The organism is Amycolatopsis sp. (assembly GCF_025464955.1).
Classification (GTDB): domain Bacteria; phylum Actinomycetota; class Actinomycetes; order Mycobacteriales; family Pseudonocardiaceae; genus Amycolatopsis.
In genome coordinates this window covers 1-12,617 of sequence record NZ_JAODNM010000023.1, presented here as the reverse complement: position 1 = coordinate 12,617, position 12,617 = coordinate 1, and the positions used below count along the sequence as shown (strand labels likewise).

11 protein-coding genes are annotated in these 12,617 nt (G+C 67.4%); 9 read left to right on the top strand and 2 right to left on the bottom strand.

Features of this window, described 5'->3' with window-relative positions:
- Positions 1-58 precede the first annotated feature (58 nt).
- Positions 59-1,393, top strand: a complete 1,335-nt coding sequence (locus JWQ81_RS03040; protein ID WP_297537212.1) for a cation:dicarboxylase symporter family transporter — start codon at positions 59-61, stop codon at positions 1,391-1,393.
- Positions 1,390-2,079 carry a 4'-phosphopantetheinyl transferase superfamily protein gene (locus tag JWQ81_RS03035; RefSeq protein ID WP_297537211.1) on the top strand — a complete coding sequence of 230 codons (690 nt, stop codon included), beginning with the start codon at positions 1,390-1,392 and terminating at the stop codon, positions 2,077-2,079. The genes JWQ81_RS03040 and JWQ81_RS03035 overlap by 4 nt, the downstream gene beginning before the upstream one ends.
- Before the next feature lie 415 nt (positions 2,080-2,494).
- On the opposite strand, the gene JWQ81_RS03030 is transcribed toward JWQ81_RS03035, so the two are convergent.
- Together JWQ81_RS03030 and mihF are read right to left on the bottom strand one after the other, a co-directional pair.
- Complete coding sequence (locus JWQ81_RS03030) at positions 2,495-3,637, bottom strand: isochorismate synthase (RefSeq protein ID WP_297537617.1); 1,143 nt, start codon at positions 3,635-3,637, stop codon at positions 2,495-2,497.
- 107 nt (positions 3,638-3,744) lie between these two features.
- Complete coding sequence (mihF, locus tag JWQ81_RS03025) at positions 3,745-4,056, bottom strand: integration host factor, actinobacterial type (RefSeq protein ID WP_297537615.1); 312 nt, start codon at positions 4,054-4,056, stop codon at positions 3,745-3,747.
- 1,003 nt (positions 4,057-5,059) lie between these two features.
- Here mihF and JWQ81_RS03020 point away from each other — a divergent pair.
- From JWQ81_RS03020 to JWQ81_RS02990, 7 genes are all read left to right on the top strand, one after another.
- Entirely contained in the window at positions 5,060-6,688 is a 1,629-nt protein-coding gene (locus tag JWQ81_RS03020; RefSeq protein WP_297537210.1) for a long-chain fatty acid--CoA ligase, read from the top strand.
- 111 nt (positions 6,689-6,799) lie between these two features.
- Positions 6,800-8,053, top strand: a complete 1,254-nt coding sequence (locus tag JWQ81_RS03015) for a sugar ABC transporter substrate-binding protein (protein WP_297537209.1) — start codon at positions 6,800-6,802, stop codon at positions 8,051-8,053.
- Positions 8,053-8,964 (top strand): carbohydrate ABC transporter permease, encoded by a 912-nt coding sequence (locus JWQ81_RS03010; RefSeq protein WP_297537208.1) that lies wholly within the window; start codon positions 8,053-8,055, stop codon positions 8,962-8,964. The genes JWQ81_RS03015 and JWQ81_RS03010 overlap by 1 nt, the downstream gene beginning before the upstream one ends.
- A 41-nt stretch (positions 8,965-9,005) precedes the next feature.
- Positions 9,006-9,788, top strand: a complete 783-nt coding sequence (locus JWQ81_RS03005) for a carbohydrate ABC transporter permease (RefSeq protein ID WP_297537613.1) — start codon at positions 9,006-9,008, stop codon at positions 9,786-9,788.
- A gap of 18 nt (positions 9,789-9,806) precedes the next feature.
- Positions 9,807-10,718: a pentapeptide repeat-containing protein gene (locus JWQ81_RS03000; protein WP_297537207.1), complete on the top strand. Its 912-nt coding sequence runs from the start codon at positions 9,807-9,809 to the stop codon at positions 10,716-10,718.
- Positions 10,719-10,754: 36 nt separating this feature from the next.
- Positions 10,755-11,156, top strand: coding sequence for a PaaI family thioesterase (locus JWQ81_RS02995; RefSeq protein WP_297537206.1), 402 nt, complete (start codon positions 10,755-10,757; stop codon positions 11,154-11,156).
- A gap of 64 nt (positions 11,157-11,220) precedes the next feature.
- A complete protein-coding gene (locus JWQ81_RS02990; protein WP_297537205.1) occupies positions 11,221-12,486 on the top strand; it encodes a peptidase C39 family protein in 1,266 nt (421 codons plus the stop codon).
- Positions 12,487-12,617 lie beyond the last annotated feature (131 nt).

Sequence of the window (12,617 nt, the reverse complement as noted above, 5' to 3'; positions counted from 1 at the left end):
CGCGCGGGGAAGGAGATCGAGTAGGTTTCGCGCAGCCCGCTCACTGTCGAGGAGAACCATGTCTACGCAGCCGCCCGTCAAACGGGATCGCACGCAGTACCTCTACCTAGCCGTGATCGGCGCGGTGATCCTCGGCATTCTCGTGGGGCTCTTGTTCCCGCATTTCGCCACGAACCTCAAGCCGCTGGGTACCGGGTTCGTCAACCTGATCAAGATGATGATCTCGCCGATCATCTTCTGCTCGATCGTGCTGGGCGTCGGCTCGGTCGCGAAGGCCACGAGCGTCGGCAAGGTCGGCGGGCTGGCGATCGGTTACTTCCTGATCATGTCGACGGTCGCCCTGGCCGTCGGCCTGCTCGTCGGCAACATCCTGCACCCGGGCGCCGGGCTGCACCTGACGACGTCGGTGGCGAAGGCCGGCCAGTCGCAGGTCGTGGCAAGCCAGACCACCACGGAGTTCCTGCTCGGGATCATCCCGACGACGCTGGTCTCGGCGTTCACGCAGGGCCAGGTGCTGCAGACGCTGCTGGTCGCGCTGCTCGCCGGGTTCGCGCTGCAGAAGCTCGGCCCCAAAGGCGAGCCGATCCGGCGCGGGATCGAGCACATCCAGCGGCTGGTGTTCCGCATCCTGTCGATGATCATGTGGGCCGCGCCGATCGGGGCGTTCGGCGCGATGGCCGCGGTGGTCGGCGGGTCCGGCTGGGAGGCGCTCAAGGGCCTGCTGGTGATCATGATCGGGTTCTACATAACCTGCCTGTTGTTCGTCTTCGTTGTCATGGGTGCGCTGACCAAGCTCGTCGCGAAGGTCAACATCTTCCGGTTGTTCCGCTACCTCGGCCGCGAATTCCTGCTGATCCTGTCGACGTCGTCGTCCGAATCGGCGCTGCCGCGGCTGATCGCGAAGATGGAGCACCTCGGCGTCAGCAAGCCCGTCGTCGGCATCACCGTGCCGACGGGGTACTCGTTCAACCTCGATGGCACGGCCATCTACCTGACGATGTCCTCGCTGTTCATCGCCGACGCGCTCGACAAACCGCTGTCGATCGGTGAGCAGATCTCGTTGCTGGTGTTCATGATCATCGCGTCGAAGGGCGCCGCCGGCGTCACCGGCGCGGGGCTCGCGACGCTCGCGGGAGGACTTTCGTCACACCGGCCGGAGCTCGTCGACGGTGTCGGTTTCATCGTCGGTATCGATAGGTTCATGTCGGAGGCTCGCGCGCTGACGAACTTCGCCGGCAACTCGGTCGCCACACTGCTGGTGGGAACCTGGGTGAAAGAGGTCGACACTGAGCAGGTCGAACGCGTCCTCTCCGGGCAAGCCCCGTTCGACGAAACGACACTGCTCGACGAAACGACACCGCTGGACGAGACGGCACTGGAGAAGACTTCGTGATCGATGTTGTGGTGTGGTGGTCGGCCCCGCTGGCCGTGGAGGAGCGGTTCCTCGGCCTGTTGGACGAGACCGAGCAAGGCCGTTACGACGCGTACCGCCAGGAGCTGGACAAACGCCGGTTCCTGACCGGCCGGGTGCTGGCGAAGTCGCTGGCCGCCGAGCGCCTCGGGACGACCGCCGCGGAGATCAAGTTCGACTCGGCCTGCGACGACTGCGGGAAGCCGCACGGCAGGCCGCGGGTGCCAGGAGCCGACCTGATGCTGTCGATCTCGCACTCCGGTGAGCTGATCGGCGTCGCGGCCACCGACGGGACACCGGTCGGCCTCGACGTCGAGACGGTGAAGAGGCGCGCGGACGCGTCGCTGATCGAGTACGCCCTCAGCCCAGCTGAGCGGGACGCGCTGAAGGGACTGACGGACGACGAGCGCGCGACGGCGTTCTTCACGTACTGGACGCGCAAGGAAGCGGTCATGAAGGCGACGGGCAAAGGCCTGAAGATCCCGCTGCAGAGCATCACGTTCTCGCCGTACAACGAGCTGGCGGTGCTTGTGGAGTCCGGGGATCCTGTCTTGGACCCGGCCAGCACCCGCCTGACGGACCTGAAGGCCGCCGACGGCTACCGTGCCGCCGTCGCCGTCCTCTCGACCGACACCCTGTCCGCCATCGAGCTCCCCTGGTCGCCCTAGCGGGCACTTTTGTGGTTCTTCGGTCGTATGTGTGGGTGCTGGTTGCTGTGGACTGGCTGCGTTTTACCGCAGCAAGGGCCGGGTCGTGTCCGGTGTACGGCGAATGCCGGCGTCCGGAGCCGGGTGTGGGACTCGCCGCTCTGACTGTGGGACTCGCCCTGGCTGAACGTGGGACTCGCACAGCGCGTCGGCGAGTCCCACACTCCGGCCCGGCGAGTCCCACGTTCAAGCCGACGAGTCCCACAGTCACTGACAGCCGACCACACCCGCTGACCTCAGGAACCTCACCAGCCACTGAGGCGTCGCGGACCCACACATACGACACAAGAACCACTTTTGTACTTTTGTGCCCTGGTTGAACACTCAAGCAGGGCACTTTTGGACAAAGTGCCCACGTCGGGGGTCGAGCGAGGAGTTACAGGGTCAGGCCCATGGCGTGGAGGAGGGTGCGGAACTTCGCCGACGTCTCGTCGAGCTCGGCCTGCGGGTCCGACGCCGGGACGATGCCGCCACCGGCGTACAGCCGCATCGACGTGCCCGCGACCTCCGCGCAGCGGATCGCGACGGCCCACTCGCCGTCGCCCGCGGCGTCCACCCAGCCGACGGCACCGGCGTAGAAACCGCGCTCAAAGGGCTCCAGCTCGCCCACGAGCGTCCGAGCCTCGGCCGTCGGGGTGCCGCAGATCGCCGGCGTCGGGTGCAGGGCCGCGGCGAGGCGCAGCGCGGTGATGTCGGCGTCGATGAGCTCGCCGGTGATGGTCGTCCCGAGGTGCCACACCGCGGGCGTCGACACCAGCGCGGGCTCGGCGGGCACGGACAGCTTCCGGCAGAACGGCCGCAGGATTTCGACGACGGCTTCGGTCAGCACGGCGTGCTCTACGTGGTCCTTCTTCGACGCCAGCAGCGCCTCACCGGTCGCCCGGTCGACGACGGGGTCAGCCGACCGGGGCATCGAGCCGGCATGCGGATGGGAGACGACACGGGTGCCCTGACGTGCGAGCAGCAGCTCCGGGGTGGCGCCGACGAGCGTCCGCGCGTTCGGCAGCTCGGCGGCGAAGCTGTAGTGGCGCGGGTTGTCCTTGACCAGGTTGCGGACGATCTGTTCGGGCCGCACGGGAGCGGCGAACTCGAGGTCCAGCGCGCGGGCGAGCACGACTTTGCGCAGGTCACGGTCGGAAAGTGCGGCCACGGCGTCGGCTACGGCGACGAGATGACGCGCGGGTGAAGGCACCTCGCGAGTGGCAACGGGAGCCGGCAGGACCTCACGCGGCAACGCCTCCGCGGCGGGATGTGCCGGGCCGGTGTGCGACAGCGTGCGGGGAATGACGACCAGGCCCGCTTCGGCGGAGCCTGGACTGGTGTCGAAGGGCAGCATGCCCACGGCCATCGGCGTCGCCGATTCGGCCAGCGCGGCAGCCACGGACTCGGCCAGCCTGGCCGGATCCGGATCGGTCAGGGACCGGGCGACGCCCTGGCCGAGGATGGTCCGCCGCGGGTTGGCGAACAGGAAGTCGCCGCGCGCGTAGGCCTCGACCAGCTGCGCCCCAGTACGGGGCATCGCCTCAGTAGTCACGCTTCCCAGCGTCCCAGGATTTCGGGGTGATGGGTGGAAAGTGTCACCGGGGCAACACTTTCCACCCATGCCCGCTGAGCTGCGGAAATGTCTTACTTGAGCGCGTCGAGCAGGGCTTCGCGCTGGCGCTCGCCGAGACCGGCTGCGCGCCGGTCCGGGTCGATGCCGGCCTGCTCGAGCAGGGCCGCGACCTTTACCGCGCCGAGTCCCGGCACGGCCTTGAGCAGCTGCATGACCTTGGTCTTGCCAATGGTCTTGTCTTCCTTGGCCTTCTTGAGCACCTTGTCGATGCTCTCCTGGCCGGATTTGATCGAGGCAAGCAGCTCGGAGCGGGCCTTACGAGCGATGGCCGCCTTGGCCAAGGCGTCGGCGCGCTGCTCCGGAGTCAACGTGGGCAGAGCCAACGTATTAGTCCTTTCCATCTCGAGTTCCGCTTATCGCGGCGACGACTCGCTTCTCCAATGCTTGCTCATGCAAGCGCTGGCCAAGCCGTCTCTTACCACGGCCCCAGTAAACGCCACCCAGATCAGGGGCGTGAAACCGACACGCACTTCCTACCCGGGTACCCACCTTCGGGCAACCCGCCGCGCCCGGCCCCCGGCCAGCGAAAACAGCGTTCAGGAGCATCGGCGAACACTGTTCGTCGAGCCGTCGGCAGCCGGGGAATCACCCCGCCGGGCGAGGCTTCGGACACCCTGCCGCCGGCCCCACAGCAGACCGATCCCGACCCGCGCTAGTCCACTGTGGATGATCATCAACGGCGCCTGTCACCCCCGATTTCCGGCCGACTGACCGTCCCGCGCCGACCCGGGGCCGTCGGGCGTGCCGATCCGTTGTGGATCTCCAATTCCGCTTGCCGCTCAACGGTTCCGGCCGATGATCACGGTTCGTGACCACAGTGGCCGGTGAACCCGGCTGAACCACTCGGCACCGAGCTCAGGCAAGCACGCGGCGTCGCGCCGATCCGATCGCCCTGGCGGCGGCGCCGGGCCCCCGAACCGCCCGGCGACGCCCAGTCCGAACGAGCGCGGCGGCCACCGCTGGTCAGGCTGCCGGACCGGCTTGTCAGCGACCTGCAGACCCCGCCCCGACGTCGGCAAAAGACGTCCCGAACGGTCCCGAAGCCGTGGCGCGAGACACCCGTTAGTAGGACAAGCTCGCACGCGTCCGATCGCCGTGCGCCGACGCGCAAGTGGGATGAATGCCCCAGAACCGGCCCGCAACTCGCCGTCGAGTTGCGATACTTAGCGTGCACAACGACCGCAAGTCGCCGTCGAATTGCGGGCTACTGACCGGTAGCCGTGACAAAACGGTTGCTTTCCGCCGGGCATGCCCGCCCCCGCTGATCAGGATTAGAGTCGCGGTCAACCAGGAGTTCACCGCCGAACAGACCAGCGGGAGTACACGATGTTGAGCACTATGCAGGACGGGCAGCTGTCGTTGGCGCGGTTGCTGCGCCACGGGTCCACCGTGCATTCCGAGGCCGAAGTGATCACCTGGACCGATTCAGGTGCCCGCCGCGAGACCTACGGCGAGGTCGGCAAGAAGGCAGCGAAGCTGGCAAACGCGCTTCGCGGACTGGGTGTCACAGGAGATCAGCGCGTCGCCACGTTCATGTGGAACAACGCCGAGCACCTGACCATCTACGCGGCCATCCCGGCGATGGGCGCAGTGCTGCACACCCTCAACATCCGCCTGTTCCCCGAGCAGCTCGTCTATGTCGCGAACCACGCCGAGGACCACGTCGTGATCGTCGACGGCACGCTCGTGCCGCTGCTGGCGAAGCAGCTGCCGGAGATGAAGACCGTCAAGCACGTCATCGTCGCCAACGGGGACGCGTCGACGCTCGAAGCACCCGCCGGCGTCCAGGTCCACTCCTACTCCGCGCTGCTGGACGCGCAGTCCGACGAGTTCGACTGGCCGGAGATCGACGAACGTTCCGCGGCCGCGATCTGCTACACCTCGGGCACCACGGGTGATCCCAAGGGCGTCGCGTACTCGCACCGCTCGATCTGGCTGCACTCGATGCAGGTCTGCATGAGCGACAGCATGCGGCTCGCCCAGGGCGACAAGGCGCTCGTGATCGTCCCGATGTTCCACGCGATGTCGTGGGGCCTGCCGTATGCCGCGCTGATGGTCGGCGCGTCGCTGCTTATGCCGGACAGGTTCCTCCAGCCGAAGCCGATCGCAGAGATGCTCGAAGTCGAGCGGCCCGAGTTCGCCGCCGCCGTCCCGACCGTGTGGCAGGGCCTGCTGCAGCAGCTCGACGCCAACCCGCAGGACATCTCCTACCTGAAGGAGGTCGTCATCGGCGGTTCGGCGGTGCCGCCGTCGATGATGCACACCTTCCAGGAACGCCACGGCGTCACGGTCGTGCACGCGTGGGGCATGACCGAGACCTCGCCGCTGGGCAGCGTCGCTCGGCCACCGAAGGCCGCGACCGGCGACGCCGCCTGGGCGTACCGCTACAGCCAGGGGCGTTTCCCGGCATCGGTCACCGCGCGGCTGGTCGGCGACTCCGGCGACGTCCTGCCGTGGGACGGCGAGAGCGTCGGCGAGCTCGAGGTCCAGGGCCCGTGGATCGCGGGTGCCTACCTCGGTGGCGCGGACGTCGACCCGGACAAGTTCCACGACGGCTGGCTGCGCACCGGCGACGTCGGCAAGATCACCCACGACGGCTTCCTGACCTTGACCGACCGCGCGAAGGACGTCATCAAGTCCGGTGGCGAATGGATTTCCTCGGTCGACCTGGAAAACGCGGTGATGGGACACCCTGCCGTCGCCGAGGCGGCCGTCGTCGGCATCCCCGACGAGAAGTGGGACGAGCGCCCGCTGGTCGCCGTCGTGGTGAAGGAAGGCCAGAGCGTCACGGCCGAGGAACTGCGCGACTACCTGACCGACAAGGTCGCGAAGTGGCAGCTGCCGGAGAACTGGACCTTCGTCGACGAGGTGCCCAAGACGAGCGTCGGCAAGTTCGACAAAAAGCGCCTCCGCGCGTTCCACAACGAGGGAAAGCTCGACATCTCCCACCTCTAGGTGGAAAGTCTCCGGCGCGTCGGATGGATTTTCCGGCGCGCTGGGGATGGGGTGTGGGGCATGGTTTCTGGGTCGCCGCGAAGCAGGCGTTCATTCTTTTCAGTCGCGGGGATGACCGCCGCGGGCGCGTTCGCCGCCGCGTGCGGTTCCAACACGGGCCGGGCGGGTGATCCGCCGCCGTCGACGGCGTTTTCCGCGACGCCCGCCCCGCCACCGCCGGCGAATCTCCAGCAGTGGTACCACGCGTACGGCGAGGACGGCGTGCAAGACGCCGTCAAGCGCTACGCGGCCGCGTACACCAAAGCCAAGGTCACCGTGCAGTGGAACCCGGGTGACTACGACTCGAAAATCGTCACCGCTCTGCAGAACAGCGCGGTCCCGGACGTGTTCGAGGCGCAGGTCAAGATCGACTGGGTGCGACAGAACCAGGTCGTCGCGCTCGACGACCTGATCAACCCGGTCAAGGGCGACTTCAGCCCGGCCGTGCTCGCCGCGCAGACCGTCGAGGGCAAGGTGTACGGCATCCCGCAGGCCACCGACACGCAGGTCCTCTTCTACCGCAAGAGCCTGCTGCAGGCCGCCGGGCTCCAACCGCCGCAGACCGTCGACGCGCTGATCGACGCGGCCGCCAAGCTAACCACCGGTAACGTCAAAGGCCTGTTCGTCGGCAACGACGGCGGCGTCGGCACACTGACCGGGCCGCTGCTGTGGTCGGCCGGGCTCGACTACCTGGGCAAGGACAACAAGTCCGCAGGCTTCGACGACCCGCGCGCGGCGACGGCGTTCGGCAAGCTGAGGGCGTTGAACACGAACAACTCGCTGCTGCTCGGGGCACCGACGGACTGGTCCGACCCGGCCGCGTTCATCGACGGGCTCGCCGCGATGCAGTGGACCGGGCTGTGGAACATGCCGAAGATCCAGGCCGCGCTGAAGGACGACTTCGCGGTGCTGCCATTCCCGAAGCTCGACGACAGCGGCGCGGTGTCGGTCCCGGTCGGCGCGTACGGCTCGATGATCAACGCGAAGAGCCCGAACGTCGGTGCCGCCAAGGACTTCGTCAAGTGGCTCTGGATCGACCAGACCGCCGACCAGCTCGAGTTCGCGACGAAGTTCGGCTTCCACGTCCCCGCGAGGCAGAGCCTGATCGAGGGGGCCACGAACCTCAAAACCGGACCGGCGGCGGACGCGGCGAAGTTCGTCAAGGAGAGCAGCCACCTCGTCGGCGGTCCGGTCTGGACTGCGCAGGCGAACACCGCGCTGTCGGACGCGGTCGCGAAGATCGCCAAGGAGGGCGCGGACCCGGTGGCGACCACGAAAACCGCTGTCGACGCCGCCAAGGCCGAGCTCAAGCGCTTGTACGGCTAGTGGCGCGGAAGACGGCCCGCCGCGATGCGCGGGCGTTCTGGCTGTTCGTCGGCCCGTTCGTGATCGGTCTCGCGGTGTTCGTGTACCTGCCGATCGGCTGGAGCGCGTACCTCAGCTTCTTCGACGCGCGCAACACCGTGAACCCGACGACGTTCGTCGGGTTGGACAACTACGTCGCGATGCTGAGCAACGACGCGTTCCTGTCCAGCCTAGGCACGTTCAGCGTGTTCGCGGTGTTGATCGTGCCGGTGACGTTCGTGCTGTCGTTGGCCCTCGCGCTCGCGGTGAACCGGCTCCGGTTCGCGCGGGCGTTCTTCCGCTCGGTGTTCTTCCTGCCGTTCGCCTGCTCGTACGTCGTGGCGTCGTTGGTGTGGAAGGTTTCGCTGTTCTCCGGCGTGCGGTACGGCCTGGTCAACAGCGTGCTCGGGCTGTTCCACCTCGACCCGGTCGCGTGGACGGGCACGGTCAGCCCGCCGCTGTACTGGATCGTGCTGGTGACCGCGCGGCTGTGGCTGCAGCTCGGGTTCTACATGATCCTGTTCATCGCCGCGCTGCACCGGATCCCGGACCAGCTGTACGAAGCCGCGTGGCTCGACGGCGCGAAACCCGGCTGGCAGATCTTCCGGTACATCACGCTGCCGCAGCTGCGGGCGACGGCTGTCGCGGTGCTACTGCTGAACCTGATCAACGCATATCAGGCGTTCGACGAGTTCTACAACATCATGGGCGACTCCCGCGGCTATCCGCCGTACGCGCGGCCGCCGCTGGTGTATCTCTACTACACGTCGTTGGGCTCCGGCGGCCAGGACCTCGGGCGCGGCAGTGCCGGCGCGATCATCCTGGCGCTGCTGATCGCGCTGGTCACGTTGTTGCAGGGCCGCGTCTTCCGGTTCACCAGGGTGGGCGAGTGAGGAGCGCGACCGGCGCGGTCGCGCGGTGGACGGCACTGGTGATCGCGGCGGTCCTGTTCCTGCTGCCGTTCTACCTGCTCGTGCGCAACGGCTTGGCGACGCGTGCCGAGATCACCGCGCCGAACTGGACGTTCTTCCCGTCGAAGATCCACTGGGAGAACTTCGGCCAGCTCTTCGACGACGAGACCGTGCCGTTCGCGCGGAGCCTGGTCAACTCGACTGTCGTCGCGACGCTGCAGACCCTCGGGCAGCTGCTGCTGTGCTCCCTGGCGGGCTACGGCCTGGCCCGGATCCCCTACCGGCACGCGAAAAAGGTGCTGTACGGGGTGATCGCGACGTTGATGATCCCGACGTCGGTCACCTTCGTGCCGACGTTCGTGGTGGTGTCGACGCTGGGCTGGATCTCCGACCTGCGCGGGCTGATCGTCCCTGGCCTGTTCAGCGCGTTCACCACTTTTCTGTTCCGCCAGTACTTCCTGGACTTCCCGAGGGAGCTCGAGGAGGCAGGGCGGATGGACGGGTTGAGCCGGTGGGGCGTGTTCTGGCGGATCGTCGCGCCAAACTCGAAGGGCTTCTTCGCTGCGCTCGCGGTGATCAACTTCATCGGCAGCTGGAACGCGTTCCTGTGGCCGCTGATCATCGCCCAGGACCCGTCGACATGGACCGTGCAGGTCGCCCTGTCCGGCCTGCTGACCTCGCAGAACCCGAAGATCAACCTGCTGTTCCTGGCCGCGGCGGTGTCGATTCTGCCGATCGTGCTCGTCTTCGTCGCCCTCCAGCGCTACCTGGTCAAGGGCGTCGCCGAGTCGGGGCTGCGGGGTTAGTACCGGCATCATGCACAGATGCGGAAAACAAGAGCGCTGTCCACCACCGCCATCTGGGCGGGGGCGGCGGTGCTGATCGTGGTGGCGATCGGGTCGGCGTGGTTGCTGCTGGGCGAGTTCGGGTCCGGCGACGCCCGGGACAATGCGAGCCTGGACGCCATCAAGACGGCCGGGAGCATCGTGGTCGGCACGGGTGGCGCGGTGGCGTTGCTGCTGGCCGCACGACGCCAGCGATCGACCGAGCTGGACCTTGAGCAGAAGGAACGCGCAGCCGCTGACGTCCGCCACGACGCCACCGAGCGGCGGATCACCGACCTGTACTCGAAGTCCGCTGAGCAGCTCGGCTCGGACAAGGCGCCGGTGCGTCTCGCCGGGCTCTACGCGCTTGAGCGGCTCGCGCAGAACAGTCCCGAGCACCGGCAGACCGTCGTCGAGGTGTTCTGTGCGTACCTCCGGATGCCCAGCAAGAACCCTCGGTCCGTAAAGCCTGCCGAGATCCAGGAACAGCAGGTGCGGATGACCGCCCAGCGCATCCTCCAAGCCCACCTGCTTCCGGGTGACCCGAAGTTCTGGCCGGACACCGATCTGGACCTGCGCGGAGCCACGCTGTTCGACTGGCACCTGGTGGACCGCGAGGTCCGGAAAATGCTCTGCACCCGCACCAAGTTCGTCGGCCCGGCGCGATTCCGCGGCACACACTTCACCGGCGAAGCCCGCTTCGCCTACACGCACTTCGACTCCTTCGCGGAGTTCAAACAAGCCCGTTTCGACGGCCGCGCGTACTTCAACGGCGCCGAGTTCGACGACGCCGTGGAATTCGACGACGCGCACGCCGGACCTCTGCCGGACGACGTCGAGCACGCCTGGCCTGCCGGTTGGATCATGGCAGCAGACGGCCGAGTCAAGCGGCAGCCATTACCCGAGGGGTAATCGACGCGGCTCAGCGCGTCCGGCAGGCTCGCCGGTATGACCGACACCGAAGGCACGGCCCTGTTCCACCAGACGATGCCGTTCGCCGAACGGCTGGGCATCGAGGCGCTGGAGCACTCCGCCGACCTCGTCCGCGCACGGCTGACCTGGGAAGACTCCCTCTGCACGCTCGGCGGGGCGCTGCACGGTGGCGCGCTGATGTCGCTGGCGGACGCCACCGGCGCGGTGTGCGCGTTCCTCAACCTGCCCGAAGGCGCCCAGGGCACGACGACGATCGAGTCGAAGACGAACTTCCTGCGCGCGGTCCGCGAAGGGCACGTCGTGGCGACCGCACGCGCGCTACACGCCGGACGCAGAGTGATCGTCGTCGAGACCGAACTGCGCGACGGCGACGGCAAGTTGGTCGCGAAGACGACACAAACCCAGGCTGTCCTGTAGGTAGTTCTTTACACGGCCTCACGAAAGGGTGAAAATCCTCGACATACTGAGGGATGGAGTCCGGATGCGCGCACGTCGTTTGATCACGTTCGTCACGGTCGCGATGATGACCAGCATGACCGTCCAAGTCGCCCAGGCGCAGCCGGGCCACGCCGACGACGAGTCGATCAACTACCACCAGTGGACGGGGTCCGGCGCGTTCCGCGAGGGGAAGCTCGACGGGCTGACCACCGATCGCGGCGGGCTCCGCATCAGCCGGCCGATCGGCAGCATCCAGCACACCGAACCCGCGCTCGGCACGACGAAGACGTACGAATTCGGGCAATGGACGTCGCCGGCCTACCGGCAGGGCTTCGACGCCACGCAGCTCATCGCGTCTTGGAACGCCTCGACGCCCGCGAAGACGTGGCTGCAGGTCGAGGCCAGGGGCACGACGTCGACCGGCACGGAGACGGCCTGGTACGTGATGGGCCGCTGGGCCAGCGGTGACGCGGACATCCAGCGCACCAGCGTCGACGGCCAGAGCGACTCCAACGCCGGAATCGACGTCGACACGCTGAGCACCAAACCAGGCGTCACGCTGCGGTCGTACCAGCTGCGCGTCAGCCTGTACCGCGAAGCGGGCACGCACGTCACGCCGTCGGTCGAGTCCGTCGGCGCGATGACGTCGATGGTCCCGGACCGGTTCGACGTGCAGGCCACGAAGCCCGGCATCGCTTCCGGCATCGAACTGAAGGTGCCCGAGTACGCGCAGAACCTGCACAAAGGTCAGTTCCCGGAGTACGGCGGTGGCGGTGAGAACTGGTGCAGCCCGACGTCGACGGAGATGGTCGCCGAATACTGGCGCAAGCACCCGAGCACGGCCGACATGTCGTGGATTCCCACCGGTTCCGTCGACCCGACCGTCGACTACGCGGCCCGCTATACCTATGACTACAGCTACGAGGGCACCGGGAACTGGCCGTTCAACACCGCCTACGCGGCCAGCCTCGGCCTCCACGGGCACATCACGCGGCTGCACTCGCTGAACGAGCTCGAGGGGTACATCGCGCGCGGGATCCCGGTGATCACGTCGCAGTCGTTCCTCTCCAGCGAGCTCGACGGCGCCGGGTACGGCACGTCCGGGCACATCATGGTCGTCGTCGGCTTCACGAAGGCCGGAGACGTGATCGTCAACGACCCGGCGTCGAGCAACGACGGCCGCGTGCGCAACGTCTACCAGCGGGCCCAGTTCGAGAAGATCTGGCAGCGCACGCAGCGCTACACCGCCACCGGCGCGGTCGCGAGCGGCCCCGGAGGGATCGCCTACATCATCACCCCCTGGCCATAACCCCCACTCGCAACTCGCCGTCGAGTTGCGGTAGTTAGGGTCCGCAACCATCGCAACTCGCCGTCGAGTTGCGGTAGTTAGGGTCCGCAACCATCGCAACTCGCCGTCGAGTTGCGGTAGTTAGGGTCCGC

What these genes read in the sequence shown, in the direction of transcription:
- JWQ81_RS03040 (WP_297537212.1), top strand. Translation starts at nt 59, where the DNA reads ATGTCTACGCAGCCGCCCGTCAAACGGGATCGCACGCAGTACCTCTAC.
- JWQ81_RS03030 (WP_297537617.1), bottom strand. Translation starts at nt 3,637, where the DNA reads ATGCCCCGTACTGGGGCGCAGCTGGTCGAGGCCTACGCGCGCGGCGAC.
- JWQ81_RS03020 (WP_297537210.1), top strand. Translation starts at nt 5,060, where the DNA reads ATGTTGAGCACTATGCAGGACGGGCAGCTGTCGTTGGCGCGGTTGCTG.
- JWQ81_RS03015 (WP_297537209.1), top strand. Translation starts at nt 6,800, where the DNA reads ATGACCGCCGCGGGCGCGTTCGCCGCCGCGTGCGGTTCCAACACGGGC.
- JWQ81_RS03000 (WP_297537207.1), top strand. Translation starts at nt 9,807, where the DNA reads ATGCGGAAAACAAGAGCGCTGTCCACCACCGCCATCTGGGCGGGGGCG.
- JWQ81_RS02995 (WP_297537206.1), top strand. Translation starts at nt 10,755, where the DNA reads ATGACCGACACCGAAGGCACGGCCCTGTTCCACCAGACGATGCCGTTC.
- JWQ81_RS02990 (WP_297537205.1), top strand. Translation starts at nt 11,221, where the DNA reads ATGCGCGCACGTCGTTTGATCACGTTCGTCACGGTCGCGATGATGACC.